Consider the following 21,620-nt stretch of genomic DNA (forward strand, 5'->3'; position numbering starts at 1 on the left):
GCATGATCGTGCATGTTTCACACGATTCTTCCCTTTTGGGGAGGGTGTCATCCGGCGAGCTCCTCCGCCCGGTGCGCCAGCCACAAGTCGTGCCGGGCGCTCGGGGACTGGAGCAGGGAGCGCTCCAGCAGCGCCTCCACGCGGGTCAGTCGCTTGCGGGCCCCCGGTACGGAGATCCCCAGCGCGGCGGCCGCCGGGACGAGTTGGGCGTCGTGGTCCAGCCAGACGCGGACCGTGGCGCGGGCTCCCGGCGGGGCGTCGGGCCCGGTCAGCGGGCGCAGGTGGGCGCGGGCCCAGTCGGCCAGCCGGGGGTCGCTCAGCACGTCGTCGAGGCCGGCCGCCCGGCCCGCGAGCGCGTCAGGGGCGAGCCCACCGGGGGTCAGCCGCAGGGCGAACGAGAGGGCGGACTGGTCCGCGAGGCGCGCGAGGTCCAGGCCGAGCAGCGCCTCGATCAGCTTGAGCCGGCCGGCCAGGGTGTTGCGGTGGATCTTCAGCAGGCGGGTGGCGTGCGAGGTGAAGTTGAGCCAGGCGTGGGCGGTCGCGCGCAGCTCCTGCGCTCCCGGGTCCTGGGCCCGCTTCGGTGCGTACCCGTGCAGCGGGGCGAGGAAGGCCCCGGCCCAGCCCGCGCCGGCTCCGTGGGCGGCGAGGGCCAGCTCGGGGCCCGGCCCGAACCGGGCGTGCCGCTCCCCCCGCCCGCGGGCGACGGCCAGGGCGTGGAAGGCCTGGGTGTAGGCGGCCGGGGCTTCCCGCAGCGGCGCCTCGGCGCTGACCCCGACCACGGCGTCCCGGACCACGCCCACCAGGGCCCCGGCCAGGGCGTCGTCCTCCGCCGGAACCGGGAGGGAGGCCCCGGCCGGCGCCGAAGCCGCTGCCGGCACCGCAGCCGCGCCCGGGCCGGCCGGGACGAGCACGATGAGATGGCGTACGTACACGGGGCACCGCACGGTCCAGGCCCGGCCCCCCGTCAGCTCCGCACACAGCCGGGCCACTTCGCCGCGCTGCCCGGTCCGGCATTCCACGACGTACATCCGCATCGGATCGGGCAGCGAGGGCCCCAGCGCCTCGGCGATCTGCCGGGCGGTGGAGAGGCGGCCGTTCATCAGCAGGTGCAGCACCGCCTCGCGGGCCCGCGCTTCGGCGAGCGCGGCCCGCTGCTCGCGCCGCGCGGCCTCCTCGGCCCGCAGTACGAGGGCCAGCGGTACGGCGGCGTCCGCGACCAGCGTGGCCGCTTCGGGGTGGTGCGGCAGCGCCAGTACGGCGGCCAGCGCGCGCCCGTCGTCCAGCGCGAACAGCAGCGTCGCGGAACCCTCGCCCTCCAGGGCCGCCGAGCGCAGGCCGCGGGCGCTCATCTCGGCGGCGCCGCGCAGGGCGGACTCCGGCGCCTGACCGGATGCGGAACCGTGCACGCGGTCGGAGTGCACCACTCCGACCCATCCGCCGAGCCGGGTGGTGAGCCAGGCGAGCAGGCCCGCCGATCCGCCGGTGTGGGCGAGCCGGTGGAGCCTCAGGATGTCGTCGGAGCGGGACACCGGCGCATTCAACCACCCTGCGCCCACTGTGCGCTGTGATACCCGTCTCGGCGGCTCACTGGGCACTGCGAACCCTGTGTACGGGCGCGATCCCGCCTAGGTTGGTCCTTGAGCGGACGGACCCCGGCGCGAAGCGGAATCTCGCGACGGGGGAACGTCGGGGTCCCTCCCCGCTCCCGCCCCCGGCCGTACCGGCGGCGGACCGTCACATCCTGGCGGCCGCACTGCGGATGGCCTCCCTGATGCGGACGTAGGTGCCGCAGCGGCAGATGTTGGCGATGGCGTCGATGTCCGCGTCGGTGGGCTCGCCGGCCCGCTTGAGCAGCGCGACGGCGGCCATGATCTGGCCGGGCTGGCAGAAACCGCACTGGGCGACGTCCTGTTCCAGCCAGGCCTCCTGCACCGGGTGCAGTACGTCCCCGTCGGCCAGCCCCTCGATGGTGGTCACCGACTTGCCGGCGCACGCCGAGACCGGCACCACGCAGGGGCGGACGTCGACACCGTCGAGGTGGCTCGTGCAGGCCTTGCAGACGTCGACTCCGCAGCCGTACTTGGGGCCGTGGACGCCCAGCATGTCGCGGAGCACCCACAGCAGGGGCAGATCGTCGGGGGCGTCCACGGTGACGCTCTGCCCGTTGACGGTGAAGGTGTGCGAGGGCACGGCGTACTCCAGCGGTTAGCGCGGGTAGGGGGTGAAGTCGACGTCGAAGTCGAGGGGGAAGCTGCGCGGCTTGGACCCGGTCGCCCGGGCCCAGGCGTTGGCGATGGCGCCGACGGCCGCGGGCACGCCGAGCTCGCCCGCGCCGCCCGGCTCATCGCCGGTGGCCGGCAGCACGAAGACCCGTACGTCGAGCGGGGTGTCGCGCTGCTGCGCCCAGTGGAACTGGCTGTAACTGCCTTCCATCGGCAGCCCGTTGTCCAGGTGGATGCCGGCGCGCAGCGTGGTGGAGATGGCGTCGGTGAGGCCGCCGATCATCTGGGCCTCCAGACCGCGCGGGTTGACCGGCAGGCCCACGTCCACGGCGATGACGGCCTTGGTGACGCGGACGTGCTCCGGGTCGCGGGTGTCGATCTCCACGAGGCAGGCGGTGCGGGACTTGTACTCCTCGTGGAAGGCGATGCCCTGCGCGCGGCCCGCTCCCATCGGCCGGCCCCACTCCCCTTCGGAGGCCACCTTGTCGAGCACGGCGCGCTGGGCGTCGGTCTTCAGGAAGGTGCGGCGGAACCGGTACGGGTCCCGGCCCGTCTTCGCGGCCAGTTCGTCGACCACGATCTCCTCCGCGCCGCGCGTGTTGGCCGAGTACACCGAACGCCAGGAGCCGGTGGGGACGCCGGTCGGCACCTCGGTCAGCGCCTGGGTGGTGACCCCGAAGTTGTAGGGGGACTTCACCGTGGTCAGGAACAGGGTCTGGGCGAGGGTGGCGTTGCCGATGCCGAGCGGCAGGTGGGCCGCGGTCGCGGTGATGATCTCGCCGAGTCCGTGCCGGAAGTCGGTCTCCGCGGCGGCGACGCGGTGCTCGAAGGTGAGGACCTCGCCGAGGAGGTGGGTGGCGCGGATCTTGTGGTGGGTGGCGGGGCGCATCCGGCCGTGCCGGGTGTCGTCGACGCGGGTCCACATCAGCTTGACGGGGCGGCGGCAGGCCTTGGAGACCCGGGCGGCTTCCAGTGCGGCGTCGAAGAAGAGGCGCCGGCCGAAGGACCCTCCGGCCTGCACCACGTGCACCTGCACCTTGTTCAGCGGCAGTCCGAGTTCGGCGGCGATGGTCTCGCGGGCCACGATCGGGGACTTGAGCCCGGACCAGATCTCGGCGCGGTCCTCCCGGACGTCGGCTATAGCGGAGTTGGTCTCCATCGGGGCGTGGCTGACGAAGGCGAAGTCGAACTCGGCGTCCACGTACGGGGTCAGCAGCGGCGGCACGAGCAGCGGAGGGGTGGCCGCGCGGAGCTTCGTACGGACGTCGGCGTCGGAGAGCCGGTCGGCGGGGCCGGGTCCCCAGGTGACCTGGAGGGCGGACTTGGCGGTGAGGGCCTGCCCGAAGGTCTCGGCGACGACGGCGACCCCGGTCGGGACGGTGACGACGTGCAGGACGCCGGGCATGGCCTGCACGGCGGCGAGGTTGGTGACGGAGCGGACGGTGCCGCCGAGGGTGGGCGGGCGGCGCAGCACGCAGGGCTTGGCCCCGGGCACGTCGAGGTCGAGGGTGTACTTCTGGGCGCCGGTGACCATGGCGCGGGCGTCGACGCGGCCGGTGGGCCTGCCCACCAGGCCGTGCTCCGCGGTCTTCTTCGGGGTGGCCCCGAGGACCACGAGTGCGGGGTCGGCGGCGGCCGCGGCGAGGCTGCCGTAGCCCGCGGTACGGCCGTCGGGGGCGCGGACGGCGCCGTTCGCGGTGGTCAGGCCGACGGCGGGCAGGCTCCAGCGCACGGCGGCGGCCGCGACGAGCCGGGCCCGGGCGGTGGCGGCGCACTGGCGGACCGGACCGTAGAGGGAGCGGATGGAGTTGGAGGAGCCGGTCAGCTGGTTGAAGACCAGCTCGGGCCGGGCGTCGTCCAGTTCGACCCGTACGTCGGCCAGCGGCGCGTCGAGCTCCTCCGCGACGAGCATGGCCACGGCGGTGGTGAGGCCCTGGCCGACCTCCTCGCGCGGCAGCCGGAAGCGGATGGTCCCGTCCGCCTCGACGGCCAGGGCCAGCAGGGCTGCGGTGGGCGCACCGGCCAGGATGAACAGGTCGCCGAGGTCGATGACGTCGGCGATGGCGGGCAGGCTCGGCACCACGGCGTGCGCGGGCTGCGGGGCGACGGCGTCGATGCCCGCGCGGGTCACGAGGGCGAGAGTCGGCGCGGCGACCAGACAGGTGAGGAAGGAGCGACGGCTCTGCCCGGTCAATTCATTGTCCCCACCCTGCGCGGGTCCGCCCGCGCGGACCGGCCCCTGATCATTACCGGCACGTAGAGTAGCGATCAGGGGGTGTGGTGTGAAGCCGCTGGAGCCCCGCAACGCCGGTCCCTCGTTCGGGGGACGCCCGGGGCGTCGTGCTGATCCGGGCCAGGGACGGGTGACGGCGGTGCGGGCCCTCGTACGCCTCGGCCGTACGAGCGAGCGGGCCCTTCCGGAAGGCCGATTTCCGGACGTGGGCGGAGGATGGAAGGGACGAGAAGGAGGTGCCCGGCTATGGCCACATTCATGGATGTCCACACGGGCATGAAGGGCATCACGAGCGAGCAGCTGATGGCCGCCCACAAGGCGGACCTGGCGATCGAGAAGGAGGAAGGCGTCCACTTCAAGCAGGCATGGGCCGACCCCGAGTCGGGCACGGTCTACTGCCTCTCCGAGGGCCCTTCGGCCGACGCGGTGAGGAGGATCCACGAGCGCTCGGGGCACCCGGCGGACTCGATCCTTCCGGTTCCGGTGATGGTGTCCTGACCGTCCCCTGACTGGATTCGTTCGCACACGGAAGCCTTCCGGTGGGACGGCCGAGAGGCCTGGGGCATATGCCAGAAGCAAGACCGTCGCGGATGTTGCCAAACGCCTTACACGCAGTCGCTGCCTGTGCAACAGTCGTTACCGGTCCTTCCTTCAGACTTGGCCGTGCCGCGCCTGTATCGGAGTTCTCATGCCGTCCCACCTGTTCGCGGACCGTCCCGCGCAGCCGCCCGAGCCCGGGTCGGTGGACGCACTGATCTCACAGACCCGGCGGTTGCGGGGAGATGTGGACGCGGTGCGCCGCGACACGGTCGTCGATGACGACGACGCCCAGGGCCGCTGGCAGCGCGCCCTGTGCGATCTCGCCGTGCACCACCTCGACGACCTCGGCGAGCACCTCGGCCAGCTCAAGGAGGGGCTGCCGCCGGCGCCCGAGGCCATCGAGCTCCCGCAGGCGGCACCCGAGGCCGGCCCCGAGGCCCAGACCCGGGTCGGCAGCGCCGAGTGGAACCTGCTCACCGACGAGGTCAGCTGGTCCGACGAGCTCTTCCAGATCTTCGGCCGCTCCCCCGAGGCGGGCCCACTGCCCCTCGACGAACTGGGCTCGACCCTGTTCTCCGAGGACCAGCCGCTGCTCACCGCATGGGTGACGGCCTGCCTGGTCGACGGCAAGCCGATCGACGGCGAGTTCCGCATCGTCCGGGCCGACGGCCGTGTCCGGACCTTGCACATGAGGGGCGAGCCGGTACTCGACTCCGACGGCTGCACGGCCTCCATGTGGGCCGTGCTGCGGGACGTGAGTGAACTGCGCCGGAGCCAGCGGGCGGTACGCGAGTCCCGGGACTCGCTGCAGCGCCAGCGGGAGATCGCGCAGACCGAGCACCGGCTGGCGGTCGAGCTGCAGGAAGCCGTGCTCCCCCCGTGGCGCGGCTCCCTGCGGTTCCCGCACGGCAACGCGGGCACACTGGACGTGGCCGCGCACTACCTGCCTTCCGCGACCAGCGCGCTGATCGGCGGCGACTGGTACGACGCGCTCGAACTCTCCGACGGAAGCTCGATGCTGACCGTCGGCGACCTGACCGGACACGGGGTGACCGCCACCTCCGGGATGGCGATGATGCTGGGCGCCCTGCGGGGCATGGCCATGGCCGGGATCGAGCCGGGCCCCCTGATGGGCTGGCTCAACCAGCTCCTGGAGACCTCCGTCCAGCCCGCGCTCGGCTCGGCCGTGTGCTGCCGCTACGACGCCACGCGCCAGGTCCTGTCCTGGGCGCAGGCCGGCCACCCCGCGCCCCTCCTGATCCGCCGCGGAGCGGGCCGGTCCCTGGTGCCGCCGGAGGGCGTGCTGCTGGGCGCGACCTCGGGCGCGGTGTACGGGCAGGCCGAGGAGCGGCTCGAGGTGGGCGACGTACTCGTCCTGCACACGGACGGACTGACCCCGCGCAGCATCGAGTTCAGCCGGGCGGACGGGACCGAGCGGCTGCTGGCCCTCGCGCCCCGGCTCTCGGCGGCGCGCTCGGCGCAGGACTGCGTACGGATGGTGATCGAGGAGTTCGGCGAGAGCGAGCGCGAGGACGACGCGTGCGTGCTGGTCGCGCGCGTCGGCGGATAGGCCGGTAGCCGGTAGCCGGTAGCCGTCGGGCTGGTACCCGGTGGCCGCAGGACGTACGGATTCCAGGGCCGCGCCGTCAGGCGCGGCCTTTCTCTTCTCCGTGCGGTGTCCCGGGCCGGGGCCCGGCATGGGGTGTCCTCGGCCGGTGCTCGGTCACGCCCGTGGCTACACCCCCGTCACGCGCGACCCGCGCATCGGTGCGGGGCTGTCGGGGAGGGCCAGTTCGATCTCCTCGCGGAGGTCCTCGATGCGCGAGTACCCGGAGTACTGGCCGGTGAGCCGGTACATCTCGCGCAGGCGGTCCCATGTCCGGTGCGAGGAGGTCTCGTTCATCGACACCAGCGCCAGCCGGGCATAGCGGTCGGCCTGTTCGGGATCGTCGGCGATGAAGCAGGCCGAGGCCATCGAGATGTAGTCGAAGATCTGCGAGCGCTGGTAGCCGTCCCCGCGCAGCCGCAGGGCCTCCCTGGCGTGGCGCGCCGCGATCGGCGCCGCCGTGGCGTCGTGGTCGGCGAGGGTCCGGTACGCGAGGGCCTGCATGCCGTGCAGGTCCGCCTCGTCGAAGTGCTGCATCCAGCTCGGCGGGGGCACGTCGCCCTTGTCGGACACGAACAGCTCCTCGGCCTCGCCCAGGGTACGGCGCATGGCCTGGCCCTTGCCCATGGCGGCCTGTGCCCAGGCCTCGATGGTGTGCAGCATGGCGCGGGTGCGCGGCAGCGTCCGCTCCCCGGAGCCGGACTGGGCGAGCTTCATCAGGTCGAGGGCCTCGTTCGGCCTGCCGAGGTGGACCATCTGGCGGGCGGCGCGGGACAGCGCCTCGCCCGCGCGCGGCCGGTCGCCGCCCTCGCGGGCCGCGTGCGCGGCGATGACGAAGTACTTCTGCGCCGTGGGTTCGAGGCCCACGTCGTGCGACATCCAACCGGCGAGCACCGCCAGGTTGGCCGCCACCCCCCACAGCCTGCGCTGGAGGTGGTCGGGGTGGTGGTAGGCCAGCATCCCGCCGACCTCGTTCAACTGGCCTACGACGGCCTTGCGCTGGAGTCCTCCGCCTCTGGAGGCGTCCCAGGCGCGGAACACCTCGACCGAGCGTTCCAGTGCCTCGATCTCCTGGGAGCCGATCGGGGCCGCCTCGTAGCGGTCGTAGCCCGCCGGATCGGCCTGGAAGGCGTCCCCGAAGTGCTGCGCCTCCTTGGTGAGGGCGGGGTCGGTGTGGAGCCAGTCGTACATGGCGTTGCTGAGGGCGGAGCCGGCGGTGAGCGCGGCACCCGCGCCCATCAGACCGCGACGGTTGAGCATGAGGTCCATTCCCGTGAATTCGGTGAGGACCGCGGCTGTGCGTTCGGGCGCCCATGGCATTCCGTCGGGGTTCTGCCGATCCCCGTCCGGCTGCCGTCGTGTGGTGCGCCGCTGCCGTACGAACCCGAGGTCCTCGTTGGTCACGACACGACCGAGCCGCTCGGTGAACAGTGCTGCCAGTACCGTGGGCACCGGTTCGCGCGGGGTCTCCCCCATGTCGATCCAGCGCCGCACCCGCGAGGTGTCGGTGGCCAGCTGGGGGTGGCCCATGGCCGCCGCCTGCCGATTGACCATCCTCGCCAGTTCGCCCTTCGACCAGCCGGCCAGGCCGAACAGGTCGTTCAAGCGGGTGTTTGGACCCTTGCTCACGTCAAGCCCCCAGGTTCTCGGCTGAGTTGACAGTAACCCCCCGCCAGGCCCCCACGGCATATTCGCCAGGCTTCGCCAGGGCACGCCCGATGGTTCGCCACCTGCCGCCGGGTGTCAGGTAGGAATGCGCCTCCCCGACCCGGTTCACCGGCGGAACTCCCCAGGGTGAAGTACGGGATCCGGCGGGGTGGCGTACGAACCCAGTCGGCGCACGAAGGGATCCGTAAAGCCATGTACGCAGCAACGTCCTCCGTGTCCGCACCTGTTCGGCCCTACCGCACGCTCCCGGCGGGCGGCGGACCCTACCTCGACCCCGGCCGGCCCGCGTCCGCGGTGCAGGGCGCCGCACGGGCGCGGCGGATGCCGGGAGCCGGGTCGCAGCCGCTCAGCGGAAGAATCGACCTCTCGGGGCCGCAGGGGGCGCAACTGCGCACCGCGCTCGCCTCGGTGCAGCGGATCTGTCCCGAGTTCGCGCCGGTGCAGGTGCTGCGGCGCAGCGGCCGCTCGGTCCTGCTGGTGGGCACCACCGGACGGATGACCGCCGTCGCGAAGGTTTTACTGGACCACTCGCCGGAGTGGCGCGAGCGCTACCGGCACGAAATAGCGGCGTACCGGACGTTCGTCCGGCACCGCCCTCCGGTCCGTGTGCCGCGGTTGATCGCGGCCGACCCGGAGAACTGCACGCTGGTGGTCGAGCGGATGGCCGGCCGGGTCGCGGCGCTCCAGCGGCACCCGGTGGAGCCGCCGCCGCGGGTGGACCTGCGGGCCGCCCTCGGGGCCGTGTGCCGCCTCAACCAGTGGCGTCCTCCGGCCGAGTTGTTCGCCACCCCGGTGAACTACGGCCGGCGGATCGCCCGCGACTACGAACTGGGGCTGCTGACCGACCGGGACCTCGGCGACCTGCAGAAGCTGCTGCACGGCGTGAAACTGGGCGGCACGGCCCTGCAGTTCAACCACGGTGACGCCCTCCTGTCGAACCTGCTGCTGTCCCCGGCCGGGCCGGTGCTGCTCGACTGGGAGCACGCGGGCTGGTACCTGCCCGGCTACGACCTGGCCACGCTGTGGACGGTGCTGGGCGACGCTCCGGCCGCCCGGGCGCAGATCAGCCGGCTCGCCCAGGCGGCCGGTCCGGCGGCGCGGGACGCCTTCCTGGTCAATCTGATGCTGGTGCTGACCAGGGAGATCCGGATGTGCGAGACGGCGGTGCAGCGCTCCATGCTGGCGACCGCTCCGGCCCAGCCGCTCCCCGCCGGTTCCCTGTCCTCGGGAGAGGAGCAGCGGCTGCTGCTGCGCCGCCTGCACGACGACGCGGGCATGGCCCGCAGAGCGGTCCGGGCTGCGGTCGGCACCCGGTAGGTCCTCCCCGCTATTCCCAGGACGCGAAGTCCCGTGGCCCCCACCGCCACGGGACTTCGCTCGTGCGGGCGGCCCGCCGGGTACGCCCCGGGTCTGACCCCTCTCCCCCGTGCGGGGAGGCGCTTGAGTCCGTCGGCCGTCACGGCGGTGGGGCTGGTCGCCGCGTGGGGTGAGGTGGTCCCCGCTGGATCCCGTTCCTGGGGGGGCGGCGGATACCGGTGGCGGCGCCGGTCGTCCCCGCCGCGCTCGGCGCCCCGGCTCTGACGGCCCTGTGGACGGTGCTCGCGGCGGTGACCCAGGTGGCCGGGACCACCATCAAGGGTGATCCGGTACCCGCCGACTTCCCGAGCGGGGCGGGTGGCTGGAGCGTCGTAAGGTTCTACGTCTGCTACGCCCCTCTGATCCTGTGGGGGCCGCTGCTGGGCGTAGTGACGGTGGCGTACTGGAGGCGGCGGCGCCGGATGCCTTGACATCACATGATCCCCCGAACACCTTTTCTGACTCAGCATCAGACATGCTGGAGCCACCCTCGCCTCCCCACACCGCTGGAGCCTGCCCATGTCCGCAAGCGCTTCACGCACGCCCTCCGAATCCCTCCCCTCGAGACGTACGGTCATGGCCGGGACGGGAGCCGGGGTCCTCGCCGCCACCGTGCTGCCCTCCGCCGCCGCACGGGCCGCGGACGGTGCCCCGCTCGGCGAGTACGACGTCGTCGTGGTCGGTTCCGGGGCCTCCGGGATGACCGCCGCGCTCACCGCCGCCAAACGGGGGCTGAGCGTGCTGGTCGTCGAGAAGGCGCCCACGTTCGGCGGGTCGGCCGCCCGTTCCGGGGCCGGCATCTGGCTGCCGAACAACTCGGTGATCCTCGGCGCGGGGGTCCCGGACACCCCGCAGAAGGCGGCGACGTACCTCGCGGCGGTCGTGGGGAGCGAGGTGCCGGCGGACCGCCAGGCGGCCTTCCTCTCCAACGGGCCGCGGATGCTGGATTTCGTGATGGCCAACAGCCCGCTGAGGTTCCGCTTCATGGAGGGCTACAGCGACTACTACCCCAACCTGCCGGGCGGCCTCCCGAACGGCCGGTCCATCGAGCCGGACTACATCGACGGCAACATCCTGGGTGCCGAACTGGCCCACCTGAACCCGGCGTACATGCCGGTCCCGGCCGGGATGGTGGTGTTCAGCCAGGACTACAAGTGGCTGAACCTCGCGGCGGTGAACGCGAAGGGGCTCGCCGTGTCGACGGAGTGCCTGGCCCGCGGCACGAGGGCGGCGCTGTGCGGGGAGAAGCCGCTGACGATGGGCCAGGCCCTGGCGGCCGGCCTGCGGGCCGGGCTCATGCAGGCCGGGGTGCCGGTGTGGCTGAACAGCCCGCTGGTCGACCTGGTCCAGGAGGGCGGCGCGGTCACCGGGGTGGTCGTCGAGAAGGCGGGCGTACGGGGCACCGTACGGGCCCGGCGCGGGGTGGTCATCGGCTCGGGGGGCTTCGAGCACAACGCGGAGATGCGGGCGCAGTACCAGCAGCAGCCGATCGGCACCCAGTGGTCGGTGGGCGCGAAGGAGAACACCGGCGACGGGATCCGGGCGGGGCAGCGGGCCGGGGCCGCGCTGGCCCTGATGGAGGACGCGTGGTGGGGGCCGTCGATCCCGCTGCCCGGGGAACCGTACTTCTGCCTCGCCGAGCGGACCCTGCCGGGCGGGCTGATCGTGAACGCGAACGGGGCGCGGTTCGTCAACGAGGCGGCGCCGTACAGCGATGTGGTGCACGTGATGTACGAGAAGGACCGGGGTGCGGTCGGTTCGCACATCCCGGCGTGGCTGATCGTGGATCAGAACTACCGCAGCAAGTACCTGTTCAAGGACGTCCTGCCGACGATCGTCTTCCCTGACTCCTGGTACGAGGCGGGGGCGGCGAAGAAGGCGTGGAGCTGGGACGCGCTGGCAGGCCAGATCGGCGTTCCGGCGGCGGCGCTGCGGGCGACGCTCAACCGGTTCAACGCGCAGGCGTGGAGCGGTACCGACTCCGACTTCCACCGGGGCGACACGGCGTACGACCACTACTACACGGATCCGGGGGTGACGCCGAACTCGTGCCTGGCCCCGGTCTGGGCCCCGCCGTTCTATGCGTTCAAGATCGTGCCGGGCGACCTCGGCACGAAGGGCGGCATCGTCACGGACGCCCGCGCGCGGGCGCTGCGGGCGGACGGCTCGGTGATCCGGGGCCTGTATGCGGCCGGCAATGCCAGCGCGGCGGTGATGGGCCACAGCTACGCGGGGGCCGGATCGACGATCGGTCCCGCGATGACGTTCGGCTATGTGGCGGCGAACGACATCGCGGATGCGTGACGTCGTGGTGCGGTGATCGCTGGTGCGGTGATCGCTAGCCCTGCTGGAAGAGCTCGGCGGGGAGCGGCTTCAGGAGCGCGTAGAGGTCATCGGTGATCGGGCGTTCCCAGCTGGCGATGGTGACCAGCACGTTGTCGCTGCGGTCGAACTGGACGCAGGAGATGCGGGACTCCGACAGCTTGATCTTCCGGACGATCAGGAGGTTGTCGCCCTGCATGACGGGGCAGTCCTCGACACCGGTGACCTCGACGTCCTCGTCGTTCTCGAGTGCGTCGAGGAGCTGGGCCACCTCGAAGGGGATCTCGCCGTCGGCGAGGTCCCTGGCGGGGGACCCCTCGGGCAGGTTGCCGATGATCATTGCGGGGCCGCGTCCGCCGAACAGGTCGTAGCGGAGGAAGACGCCCTGGCAGCTGCCGTCGGGCGCGGGCAGCAGCCCGGCCCCGAGATTGCCCGGCCAGTCCCCCGGGTCCATGGCCAGGACGTCGAAGTCCGGGCCGGCGGGTGTGGCGGCGCGGTGGCGGCGGAGGAAGGACATGCCGCCATGGTACGTGGCCGCGCGGGTTTTCCTGCCCGGGGCCCCTCATCCCGGCCGGTCTGCAACCGGCGGTGCGCGTCGCGCGTCCTCGGTTTATGCGGCATGTAATCTGATCATGACCTTTATGAACATGTTCAACACAATGGGGGGCCGGTGTACCGCCACCGAGTCATGATCTCTGCCGCCGCCGTCGCGGCAGCCGTCGGTTTCGCACCTGCTGTGGCCCATGCGGCCGCTCCGGCCGCGGACCGCACCCCGGCCACGGGAGCCGGTTCCACGCAGGGCCCGGCGGCTCAGAACCGGGCGGCCGAGGACGCCGCCGCCAAGCTCGAGGCGGCGACGGCCGCCGCGGCGAAGGACGCCGCCACCTTCAACAGCCCGGCCGGGCGTTCCGTCGTCAAGGTCCTGCCCGGAACCGGTGGCCCGTCGGCCGCGGCCCCGCACGCGGCGGGCGCCCAGGCCGAGCCGGACTTCAAGGTCGGGCTGGGCACGTACGGCACCGGCGCGCGCACCATGCGCCTGGCCACGCTCGTCACCACCGACCGGGCGGGGATGATCCGGATCGACGTCGACTGGGGTGACGGCCGCACCGAGACCGAATTCGTCTCTTCCGAGGACTTCGGACACTTCAAGCACACGTACGCCGAGGTCGGCGCCCACAAGATCACGGTGACGGCGACCGACCCGGCCCGCAACGTGTCCGCCACGAACAGCGTGGACGTCGTCGTCGCCGGCTCCGAGTTCACCCCGCACGCGCCCGCCCGGCTGCTGGACACCCGGGACGGCACCGGTGCCGCGTCCGCCCACCCCGTCGGCCCGTATGCGACCACCCGGGTGAAGATCGGCGGCAATGGAGGCATCCCGGCCGGGGTCACCTCCGTGGCCCTCAACATCACCGCCACCAACGCGACGAACGACGGGCACATCGCCGCGTACGCGTCCGGCAAGGAAAAGCCCGCCACCTCGAACGTCAACTTCGCCGCGGGGCAGTCCGTTCCGAACCTGGCGATCGTGCCGGTCGGCGAGGACGGGTACGTCGAGCTGGCCAACGGCAGTGCGGGCTCGGTGGATCTGATCGCCGACGTAGCGGGCTACTTCACGCGCTCCGTCGCCAGTGGCTACACGGCCCTGGATCCGGTCCGCCTCGTCGACACCCGGTACGGGCAGGGCACGGCCAAGGGCCAGGTCGCCGGGCAGGGCACCTTCGGCATCCAGGTCGCGGGCCAGGGCGGGCTGCCGGCGAACGGCGTCAAGGCCGTGGCGCTCAACGTCACGGTCACCGACCCCAAGCAGTCCGGTCACCTGACGGTCTTCCCGAGCGGGCAGCAGGCACCGCTCGCGTCGAACCTGAACTTCACCGCGGGGCAGACGGTCGCCAACTCGGTGATCGTGCCGGTGGGACAGGACGGCCGGATCAGCATCCGCAACGGCTCCTGGAACCCGGCCGACGTGATCGTGGACGTGACCGGGTACTACGGCGCCGACGGCAAGGGCGCCTACCTCCCGGTCGCACCGGAGCGACTGCACGACTCCCGGCTGTACAACTGGCCGCTCGACGGCCAGGACTTCCGGACCCAGTGGCTGTACCAGAACGACAGCAAGCTCGTGGCGGCCGCGCTGAACACGACGGTCACCAACACCCGGGGCAGCGGCCACCTCACCGTCGCCCCCGACCCGAACACCCGGGACCAGTACCTGGCGGGGAAGGACGTCCGGCCGACCAGGCCGAACTCCTCCAACCTGAACTGGACGAAGGACACCACCGTCTCGAACCTGGTCCAGGCGAACGCCGGCAAGGACGCCGTCGTCGACTTCTGGAACGGCGGCTGGGAGCCTGCCGACCTGGTGATCGACCTGTTCGGCGTGTACGCGACCGACTGACCCGCCGTGCCGCCCCGGCGGCCTACCGCGGGTAGGCCGCCAGGGCTGCCGGGAGCCCGGTGAGGTCGGTGCCGAGCTTGCGGCAGGCCGCGGAGAGCTCCCAGTCCGTGCCCGGCTCCCGGGCCGGCTCGGCCTGCACGGCGCGTTCCGCCGCCCGGAGCTCGTCCTCCGTCAGGCGGTCCTCCCGGGAGGTCCGGCACGGCAGGGCGCCGCCCAGTCCCAGGAGCGTGTCCGTCGACTCCGCCGCCAGCGCGTCCGCCCCGCACTCCCGCGCCGTGACCACCGCCCGCGTCAGCAGCTCCTCGTCCCGCAGCTCGGTACCGAGCGCGGCCAGCGCCCGGGCCAGCTCGTACTCCGCCGGGGACGTCGCCAGGACGGCCACCGCCTCCCGCAGCAGCCCGGCCCGGTCCCCGGGGGCGGCGACCTCGGCCGACACCCGCAGGGCCTGGCCGATGCCCGAGGGGGCACCGAAGGCACGGGCCCGCCGCAGGGCGTCGCCGGCCAGGGTGCGGGCCCGCTCCGGGTCCTCCCCCGCCACGGCCCGGGCCAGGTGCAGCTGCCACGGGCACCACGCCGGGTTCTGGATGCCGCGCGGGGTCAGCCTCCGGTCGACCTCCTCCAGCTCGGCCGCGGCCGCCTTCGCGTCGCCGCGGGCCAGCAGCAGTTCGGCGTAGACGGTCTGGGAGTCCGGGAAGACCACCGCCGCCGGGAAGGGCCGCCCGAACTCGTGCTCCCGCGCGAGCGCCCAGGCCTCGTCGGTCCGTCCCCGGGCGAGCAGTGTCGTGATGAGGATGGCGATGGTGTACCAGTGCACGGGCGTCCCGCGGCCCACGCGTTCGGCGAGCTGCAGTCCCGCCCGGACCAGTTCCTCGGCCTCCGCGAGCCGCCCGCGCCGGAAGCGGATGTAGGCGCGCAGGCTGTACCCGAAGGACAGGTGTGCCCCGCGCCAGCCCTGCCGCTCGAACTCGGCGGTGCCCGCCTCGAACAGCTCGTCCGCCCGGCCGGGCCGGTCGGCGTACATGTGGGCCATGGCCACCAGCACCGGGACCTCGAAGCCGCGGTCCTCGTACGCCCAGCTGAAGGGCTGCTCCAGGACCCGCCCGGCATGGTGCAGGACGACTTCCACCGGTTCCCCGCGCAGGCAGGCGTCCCAGGTGCGCAGCCCGATGACGTACCGCTCGGTGAGATCGCGGCCGGCCAGCCGGTCGGCGAGCCGGGCCAGGCGCCGGGAGCGGGCCGGGGAGTCGGTCTCGGCGGCGTTGAAGGCGTCCCACATGAACTGCTCCGACTGCAGTCGCAGCCGGGCGCGTACGTCATGGGTGTGCGGGATCTCCCGCGCGAGGGATTCGGAGGCCTCGGCGAGGCGGTCGCTGTGGGCGAGGACCTGGGCGAGCCGGATGACGATGCCCTGGCGCAGGGCCGGGTCGTCCACGGGCTCGGCGAGGGCGGCGCGGAGGTGGTTGACCGTGTTGGCCGGTTCGGTGAGCAGGGAGGCGCAGCCGAGCTCGTAGAGCACGGCTGCGCGTTCGTCGAAGTCCGGGGGCTCGCGCAGGGCGCGGGCGAGCTGGCGGCGGGCCGCCTCGGGGGCTCCGGCCCGCAGGTTCTCGCCGGCGGCCTCGCGCAGGGTGCGCACCACCCAGGGGTCGTTCTCGGGGTGGGTCTCCAGGAGGTGGCGGGCGGCTGCGGAGGGGCCGAGTCCGGCGTCGATGACGGCCGCCGCGGCCTTTCCGTGCAGGGCGACGCGCAGCGCATCGGGGATGGCGCGGTATATGGCGGTGGCGATGAGCGGGTGGACGAACTCCAGTCCTGCGTCCGGCTCTTCGGTGGCGGCGGAGAGGATGCGGGCCTCCCGCAGCCGCCCGGTGGCGTCCACGGCCTCCTCTGCTCCGAGGGCGGCGACCCGGGCGGCGAGGTCCTGCGGGATGGCGGTGCCGAGGACGGCGCAGGCCCAGGCGAAGCGGACGGTGGAGGGGCCGAGGCGTTCGAGGCGCTCGACGAGGCCGCTGCCCCGCTGGGCGGCGGCGAGGTCGCGCAGCAGCGGGGCGCTGGCCTCGACCGGGGCGAGGCCCTCGTCGCGGATCTTGGCGGTGAGTTCGACCGCCTCGAAGGGGTTGCCGGTGGTGACGGCCCAGGCCTCGTTGCAGAAGGCGTCGTCGGCGTGCTCGCCGATCGCCTCGCGGACCAGGGTGGCCACGGCGGGTGCGGTGAGCGGGGCGAGGGAGAGCGGGCGCTGTCCCGAGCGGCCGGGCAGCGTACGGAAGGCGTCGGCGTGCGCGGGCAGTTCGTCGGGGCGGTACGCGACGACGAGGAGCAGCGGGAGGTGCTCGGCGCGGGGGGCGTACGCGGCGAGCCAGCCGAGGGATTCCGGGTCGGCCCAGTGGGCGTCGTCGAGGACGAGGGTGACGGGGGCGCGCTTGACGACGAGGTGGGTGAGCACCCAGTCGAGTCCGTCGCGCAGGCCCTGGGGGTCGGGCGGGGAGCCCTGTTCGGGGGCGCAGAGGCCGAGCGCGGGGCCGACGATGGAGTACCAGCTGCCGAGCGCGGCGCGCAGTTCGTGTTCGGAGGTCCCGGCGAGCTGGGGCTGGATGAGCTGGCGGGCGACGTGGAATGGCTGGCTCTGCTCCTGTTCGCCGCCCCGGGCGGCCAGTACGGTGCAGGAGCGTGCATGGGCCCGGCGGCGCAGTTCGGCGAGGAGGGTGGTCTTGCCGAGGCCGGCGGGTCCGGAGAAGGCGAGGAGCGCGCCGCCGCCGTCCGGTGCGGGGCCGGCGAGCAGGTCGAGGGCCTCGTCGACGATGGCGAGTTCTGTCTCGCGTTCGACCAGTGTGCGCCGCATGCGGGTCCGGCGTTCCGTCATGGCTGGTACCCCCCAGGCCTGTTCGGGGGCATCAGCGTACGCCCGCGCGCAAACAGAAGGAGCCTGCTGTCGGAAAGTTTCCGATCTTCTTTTCAGCTGCCCGCGGAGCGCTCGGCGAGGGCCTCCAGCACGGCGACGGCCTCGGCGGCGCGGTCGGCGGCCACGAAGAGGTGGTCGTGGTGGTAGCCGGCGATGACGTTGCAGCTCAGACCGTGTGCGCCGAGCTCGGTGGCGAAGGCGGCGGTGAGTCCGACGGCGTCGAGGGCGGAGTGGATGCGCAGGGTGATCCATCCGGCGGTGTAGTCGTAGGCGAGCCCGGCCGCGTCGGCTTCCTCCTGCCGCAGGACGAGAGTGAGCCCCTCGCGCTCCCGGACGGTGGCCACGGGCTCGGTCCCGGCCGGGACGGCGGTGCCGGGGACGGTGCAGAACACGTACGCGCCGTCGTTCAGTTCGGGCCGCATGCCGCTCAGCAGTTTCCGCAGGTCGCTCTCGCCGCTCATGCCGTCAGCCTAGGGGCTGTCGCGCACCCGGCTCCACGTGGCCGCGACCCGCTGCCCGGCGGCCGGGCGGCGGGTCGCGGCGGGGCGACCGGCCGCTACGTGAGGTCGAACTCCCCGCCCCGTGCGCCCAGTACGAACTTGCGCCACTCGTCCGGCGCGAAGATCAGCGAGGGGCTTTCGGGGCGCTCGCTGTTGCGCATCGCGATGAAGCCGTCGACGAAGGCGATCTGGACGTCGCCCGCTCCCCGGCTGCTCGACTGCCAGTCCGCCTCGGTGAGATCGAGGTCCGGCTTGCCCCAGCCAGCGAGGGGCTGTGAAGTCATGCTCTCTGCCACGTGCGTGCTCCTCCCGGTACGTCGTCCGGGGCCAAGGTTAACCACCGCAGCGGGTGCCGCACAGGCCACGGTGAGTCACCCTGACCGGTCCGGCACCCCCCGCGGCCTCTCAGCCGGTGGGCTCCTCCGCCCCCACCAGCCACATCGCGAAGAACTGCGCGCCGCCGCCGTACGCGTGTCCCATGGCCCGGCGGGCTCCCGGGACCTGGTGTTCCCCGGCCTGTCCGCGGACCTGGAGGGCGGCCTCCGCGAAGCGGATCATGCCGGAGGCGCCGATCGGGTTGGTGGAGAGGACGCCGCCCGACGGGTTGACCGGAAGGTCCCCGTCGAGTTCGGTGACCCCGGCCTCGGTGAGCTTCCAGCCCTCGCCCTCCTCGGCGAAGCCGAGGTTCTCCAGCCACATCGGCTCGTACCAGGAGAACGGCACGTACATCTCCACCGCGTCGATCTCCCGGCGCGGATCGGTGATCCCGGCCTGCCGGTAGACGTCGGCCGCGCAGTCCTTGCCGGCCTGCGGGGAGACGAAGTCCTTGCCGGCGAAGAGCGTCGGCTCGCTGCGCATCGCCCCTCCGTGCACCCAGGCGGGCGGCTTCGGCGAACGGGCCGCTCCCGCCCGGTCGGTGAGGATCATCGCGCAGGCCCCGTCCGAGGAGGGGCAGGTCTCGGAGTACCGGATCGGGTCCCACAGCATCGGCGACGCCTGGACCTTCTCCAGGGTGATGTCGTGTTCGTGGAGGTGCGCGTACGGGTTCTTCAGCGCGTTGCGGCGGTCCTTGTACGCGACGAGCGAGCCCACGGTGTCGGGCGCCCCGGTGCGCCGCATGTACGCGCGCACGTGCGGGGCGAAGAACCCGCCGGCGCCCGCCAGGAGCGGCTGCTGGAAGGGGACGGGGAGCGAGAGCCCCCACATGGCGTTCGACTCGGACTGCTTCTCGAACGCGAGGGTGAGGACGGTGCGGTGGACGCGGGCCGCCACCAGGTTGGAGGCGACCAGTGCCGTGGAGCCGCCGACCGAGCCCGCCGTGTGCACGCGCAGCATCGGCTTGCCGACGGCGCCGAGCGCGTCCGCCAGGTAGAGCTCTGGCATCATCACCCCCTCGAAGAAGTCGGGGGCCTTGCCGATGACGACCGCGTCGATGTCCGCCCAGGTCAGTTCGGCGTCCGCGAGGGCGCGGGCCGCGGCCTCGCGGACCAGTCCGGCGATGGAGACGTCGTGGCGGGCGGCGACGTGCTTGGTCTGGCCGATCCCGACGACCGCGACCGGTTCCTTACCCGTGGCGCTCAACGTGTCTCCCCTTCCAGGACGGCGACCAGGTTCTGCTGGAGGCAGGGGCCGGAGGTGGCGTGGGCGACGGCCCGGTCGGACTCGCCGCGGTGGATGCGGGCGGCCGCCTCGCCGATGCGGATCAGGCCCGCGGCCATCATCGGGTTGGCGGCGAGGGCTCCGCCGGAGGGGTTGACGGCGACTCCTTCGCCGAGGCCGAGCGCCTTGCGGAGCACGACCTCCTGGGAGGAGAACGGCGCGTGCAGTTCCGCGGTGTCCACGGGGGCTTCGAAGACGCCCGCGCGTTCGGCCGCGATGCGGGTGGACGGGGAGTCGGTGAGGTCGCGCAGGCCCAGGCTGTGGGCCTCGATGCGGTGGTCGATGCCGGTGATCCAGGCGGGGCGTTCGCACAGTCGGCGCGCGGTGTCGCCGGCCGCGAGGACGACGGCCGCGGCGCCGTCGCCGATCGGCGGGCAGTCCCCGGTGCGCAGTGGCGCGACCTGGTAGTCGCCCTGCGGGACGGCGCCGCGGAGCTGGGCGTGCGCGTTGGTCTCGGCGCCGGCCCGGCTGCGGGCGCCGATCGCGGCGAGGGCGGGTTCGTCGGTCTCACCCGCGTCGATCAGGGCCTGGGCCTGGAGGGCGGCGAGGGCCACCGAGTCGGGCCAGAGGGGGGCCACGTAGTAGGGGTCGAGCTGGCGCGTCAGCACGTCGCGCACCGAGCCGGGCGAGGACTTCCCGTACGAGTAGACGAGCGCGGTGTCGGCCTCGCCGGTCTGGATCTTGACCCAGGCCTCGTAGAGGGCCCACGCGCCGTCCATCTCGACGTGCGACTCGGAGATGGGCGGCCAGGCGCCCACCCCGTCGAGGGTCATGGTGAAGGAGAAGGCCCGGCCGGCCAGGTAGTCGCTGGAGCCGGAGCAGGTGAAGCCGATCTCCCCGGCCTTCAGGCCGGTGGCGGCCAGCACCTGGTGCAGGACCGGCATGACCATCTCGACTTCGCTGAGTTCGGAGGTGTCGCGGCGGTGGTCGCTCTGCGCGAAGGCGACCACGGCGACCTCGCGGGCGTACCTCGACGGCGTCTTCGGCATCAGATGAGCTCCTTGTACGCGTCGTAGTCCGCGTCCGGCTCGCCGGTGGGGCGGTAGTGGTCGGGGTAGCGGCCGCCTTCGGTCCACACCGGTTCGACCCGCAGGCCCATGCGGACCTGGTCGTACGGGATTCCGCCGATCCGGCCGTGGAGGGCGAGGCCGGCTCCGTCGAGGGCGATGTGGGCGTAGACGTAGGGGACCTCGATGTCGAGATTCGCCGTGTGCGCGGCCTTGATGTTGACGATGCAGAAGGTGGTGACGGTGCCCGCGGGGCCGACTTCCACCTGGTCGGTGGTGGCCACTCCGCAGGTGGGGCAGGCGCCGCGCGGCGGGACGTACACCTTGTGGCAGGAGGGGCAGCGCTCACCGACGGTCTTCTGCTCGGAGAGGGCGGCGATGTAGGCGGTCTGGGCGCGGCCCGGGCTGTAGGTGTAGTCGAGGCGGGCGCGGGCGACGATGCCGTGGACGGCGTCGTCGAACGCCCCGTCGTGCGGGGCGCCTTCGCCGACGTCCAGCCCCTCGTACGGCTCGAAGCAGGCGATGTCGGTGATGGCCCCGGTACGGTCCGCGGCCCAGCGGATGCGGACCCGCATGCCGGTGCGCACGGAGTCGGGGCCGGGGGCGTCGAGGGCGTGCAGGAGGGCGGTGTCGGCGCCGTCGAGCTTGACCAGGACCCAGGCGAAGGGCGTGTCCAGGGGCTGGTTCGGCCGGGGCCGGCCGTTCCAGGCCCAGGTGGTGACGGTGCCGGTGTCCGCGACCTCCACGAGCTCGCGGATCTCCTCGGCGGTGACGGGGTCGTACTCGACGGGCGGGACCATCACCGCGCCGCCGGAGGTCTTGACGCCGAGGACGACGCCTTCGCGCAGCCCGGTGAGGAAGGCGCTCTGGACGGGCCCGAGGGACCGGGTGAAGGGGAACTCGACGACGAGGGGCGCGCGGAGCACCTCCGGTGGGGAGGCTGCTGTCATGGTGGCTCTCCGATGCGATTGATTCCGGTACGGGCGGTCGATCTGTACGGGCCCCGAACGGACCCACTTCCCCCGGCAGGCACTGGTCCGGCAGGCCCTGGCCCTGCCGGGAAACCCCCGGCCCCGCCGGGCGCGAATCCGAGCCGCCGGGCGAAGTGCGTCCCCGCCGGGGATTGAGGCGCGGGGTCCGGGGCGGAGCCCCGGCAGCGGCGCCGCACCCTCACGCGCACGGCACCGGCACGGCACAGCAGCGCCAGCGACAGCGG

17 protein-coding genes are annotated in these 21,620 nt (G+C 73.1%); 6 read left to right on the plus strand and 11 right to left on the minus strand.

Translation table 11 applies throughout. The annotated features are described in order from the left end of the window. Nucleotides 1-47: 47 nt before the first annotated feature. From ACIGFK_RS27810 to ACIGFK_RS27820, 3 genes are all read right to left on the minus strand, one after another. Nucleotides 48-1,529 carry a helix-turn-helix domain-containing protein gene (locus ACIGFK_RS27810; protein WP_386467981.1) on the minus strand — a complete coding sequence of 494 codons (1,482 nt, stop codon included), beginning with the start codon at nt 1,527-1,529 and terminating at the stop codon, nt 48-50. Between the two features lie 205 nt (nt 1,530-1,734). Continuing rightward, nucleotides 1,735-2,190: a (2Fe-2S)-binding protein gene (locus ACIGFK_RS27815; protein ID WP_386467979.1), complete on the minus strand. Its 456-nt coding sequence runs from the start codon at nt 2,188-2,190 to the stop codon at nt 1,735-1,737. A gap of 15 nt (nt 2,191-2,205) precedes the next feature. Continuing rightward, nucleotides 2,206-4,416, minus strand: coding sequence for a molybdopterin cofactor-binding domain-containing protein (locus ACIGFK_RS27820; RefSeq protein ID WP_376655804.1), 2,211 nt, complete (start codon nt 4,414-4,416; stop codon nt 2,206-2,208). 285 nt (nt 4,417-4,701) lie between these two features. Between ACIGFK_RS27820 and ACIGFK_RS27825 the strand changes: the two genes are divergently transcribed. Both ACIGFK_RS27825 and ACIGFK_RS27830 read left to right on the plus strand, forming a co-directional pair. Continuing rightward, nucleotides 4,702-4,953, plus strand: coding sequence for an SCO4226 family nickel-binding protein (locus tag ACIGFK_RS27825; protein ID WP_376655803.1), 252 nt, complete (start codon nt 4,702-4,704; stop codon nt 4,951-4,953). A gap of 190 nt (nt 4,954-5,143) precedes the next feature. Then, a complete protein-coding gene (locus tag ACIGFK_RS27830) occupies nt 5,144-6,565 on the plus strand; it encodes a PP2C family protein-serine/threonine phosphatase (protein ID WP_376655802.1) in 1,422 nt (473 codons plus the stop codon). A gap of 165 nt (nt 6,566-6,730) precedes the next feature. Here ACIGFK_RS27830 and ACIGFK_RS27835 read toward each other — a convergent pair whose 3' ends face one another. Beyond that, a complete protein-coding gene (locus ACIGFK_RS27835; RefSeq protein WP_376655801.1) occupies nt 6,731-8,230 on the minus strand; it encodes a hypothetical protein in 1,500 nt (499 codons plus the stop codon). A gap of 231 nt (nt 8,231-8,461) precedes the next feature. Here ACIGFK_RS27835 and ACIGFK_RS27840 point away from each other — a divergent pair, with 231 nt between their 5' ends. The 3 genes from ACIGFK_RS27840 to kstD all read left to right on the plus strand — a co-directional run bounded on the left by ACIGFK_RS27840 (nt 8,462) and on the right by kstD (nt 11,929). Then, the gene (locus ACIGFK_RS27840) at nt 8,462-9,586 is read left to right on the plus strand and encodes an aminoglycoside phosphotransferase family protein (RefSeq protein ID WP_376655800.1); all 1,125 of its coding nucleotides are present in this window, start codon (nt 8,462-8,464) and stop codon (nt 9,584-9,586) included. Nucleotides 9,587-9,804: 218 nt separating this feature from the next. After that, nucleotides 9,805-10,056, plus strand: coding sequence for a hypothetical protein (locus ACIGFK_RS27845; protein ID WP_400054015.1), 252 nt, complete (start codon nt 9,805-9,807; stop codon nt 10,054-10,056). Nucleotides 10,057-10,201: 145 nt separating this feature from the next. After that, nucleotides 10,202-11,929 (plus strand): 3-oxosteroid 1-dehydrogenase, encoded by a 1,728-nt coding sequence (gene kstD / locus ACIGFK_RS27850; RefSeq protein ID WP_386468524.1) that lies wholly within the window; start codon nt 10,202-10,204, stop codon nt 11,927-11,929. 34 nt (nt 11,930-11,963) lie between these two features. Here kstD and ACIGFK_RS27855 read toward each other — a convergent pair whose 3' ends face one another. Then, on the minus strand, nt 11,964-12,464 hold the full coding sequence (locus tag ACIGFK_RS27855; RefSeq protein ID WP_376655797.1) for a hypothetical protein: 501 nt from the start codon (nt 12,462-12,464) through the stop codon (nt 11,964-11,966). A 171-nt stretch (nt 12,465-12,635) separates the two neighbouring features. On the opposite strand from ACIGFK_RS27855, the gene ACIGFK_RS27860 reads away from it, so the two are divergent. Next, nucleotides 12,636-14,345 (plus strand): PKD domain-containing protein, encoded by a 1,710-nt coding sequence (locus ACIGFK_RS27860; RefSeq protein WP_376655796.1) that lies wholly within the window; start codon nt 12,636-12,638, stop codon nt 14,343-14,345. Between the two features lie 22 nt (nt 14,346-14,367). Here the strand turns inward: ACIGFK_RS27860 and ACIGFK_RS27865 are convergent, their stop codons facing one another. From ACIGFK_RS27865 to ACIGFK_RS27890, 6 genes are all read right to left on the minus strand, one after another. Beyond that, nucleotides 14,368-17,199 carry an ATP-binding protein gene (locus ACIGFK_RS27865; RefSeq protein WP_386468526.1) on the minus strand — a complete coding sequence of 944 codons (2,832 nt, stop codon included), beginning with the start codon at nt 17,197-17,199 and terminating at the stop codon, nt 14,368-14,370. 92 nt (nt 17,200-17,291) lie between these two features. Beyond that, the gene (locus ACIGFK_RS27870) at nt 17,292-17,699 is read right to left on the minus strand and encodes an ACT domain-containing protein (protein ID WP_376655794.1); all 408 of its coding nucleotides are present in this window, start codon (nt 17,697-17,699) and stop codon (nt 17,292-17,294) included. Between the two features lie 95 nt (nt 17,700-17,794). Beyond that, nucleotides 17,795-18,022: a DUF397 domain-containing protein gene (locus ACIGFK_RS27875; protein ID WP_376659906.1), complete on the minus strand. Its 228-nt coding sequence runs from the start codon at nt 18,020-18,022 to the stop codon at nt 17,795-17,797. 121 nt (nt 18,023-18,143) lie between these two features. After that, complete coding sequence (locus tag ACIGFK_RS27880; protein ID WP_376659891.1) at nt 18,144-19,319, minus strand: thiolase domain-containing protein; 1,176 nt, start codon at nt 19,317-19,319, stop codon at nt 18,144-18,146. Further along, entirely contained in the window at nt 19,316-20,386 is a 1,071-nt protein-coding gene (locus ACIGFK_RS27885) for a thiolase domain-containing protein (RefSeq protein WP_376659892.1), read from the minus strand. Before ACIGFK_RS27885 ends, ACIGFK_RS27880 begins: the two co-directional genes overlap by 4 nt. Further along, nucleotides 20,386-21,354 carry a Zn-ribbon domain-containing OB-fold protein gene (locus ACIGFK_RS27890; protein ID WP_376659893.1) on the minus strand — a complete coding sequence of 323 codons (969 nt, stop codon included), beginning with the start codon at nt 21,352-21,354 and terminating at the stop codon, nt 20,386-20,388. The genes ACIGFK_RS27885 and ACIGFK_RS27890 overlap by 1 nt, the downstream gene beginning before the upstream one ends. Nucleotides 21,355-21,620: the final 266 nt, after the last annotated feature.

The sequence above is a fragment of the Streptomyces sp. NPDC085524 genome (assembly GCF_044541755.1).
In the GTDB taxonomy this organism is placed as follows: Bacteria; Actinomycetota; Actinomycetes; order Streptomycetales; family Streptomycetaceae; genus Streptomyces.

Bases quoted from the DNA above. Each gene is read 5' to 3' on its own strand.
- ACIGFK_RS27825 (WP_376655803.1), top strand. From the start codon at position 4,702: ATGGCCACATTCATGGATGTCCACACGGGCATGAAGGGCATCACGAGC.
- ACIGFK_RS27830 (WP_376655802.1), top strand. From the start codon at position 5,144: ATGCCGTCCCACCTGTTCGCGGACCGTCCCGCGCAGCCGCCCGAGCCC.
- ACIGFK_RS27840 (WP_376655800.1), top strand. From the start codon at position 8,462: ATGTACGCAGCAACGTCCTCCGTGTCCGCACCTGTTCGGCCCTACCGC.
- kstD (WP_386468524.1), top strand. From the start codon at position 10,202: ATGGCCGGGACGGGAGCCGGGGTCCTCGCCGCCACCGTGCTGCCCTCC.
- ACIGFK_RS27855 (WP_376655797.1), bottom strand. From the start codon at position 12,464: ATGTCCTTCCTCCGCCGCCACCGCGCCGCCACACCCGCCGGCCCGGAC.
- ACIGFK_RS27860 (WP_376655796.1), top strand. From the start codon at position 12,636: ATGATCTCTGCCGCCGCCGTCGCGGCAGCCGTCGGTTTCGCACCTGCT.
- ACIGFK_RS27865 (WP_386468526.1), bottom strand. From the start codon at position 17,199: ATGACGGAACGCCGGACCCGCATGCGGCGCACACTGGTCGAACGCGAG.
- ACIGFK_RS27870 (WP_376655794.1), bottom strand. From the start codon at position 17,699: ATGAGCGGCGAGAGCGACCTGCGGAAACTGCTGAGCGGCATGCGGCCC.
- ACIGFK_RS27875 (WP_376659906.1), bottom strand. From the start codon at position 18,022: ATGACTTCACAGCCCCTCGCTGGCTGGGGCAAGCCGGACCTCGATCTC.
- ACIGFK_RS27885 (WP_376659892.1), bottom strand. From the start codon at position 20,386: ATGCCGAAGACGCCGTCGAGGTACGCCCGCGAGGTCGCCGTGGTCGCC.
- ACIGFK_RS27890 (WP_376659893.1), bottom strand. From the start codon at position 21,354: ATGACAGCAGCCTCCCCACCGGAGGTGCTCCGCGCGCCCCTCGTCGTC.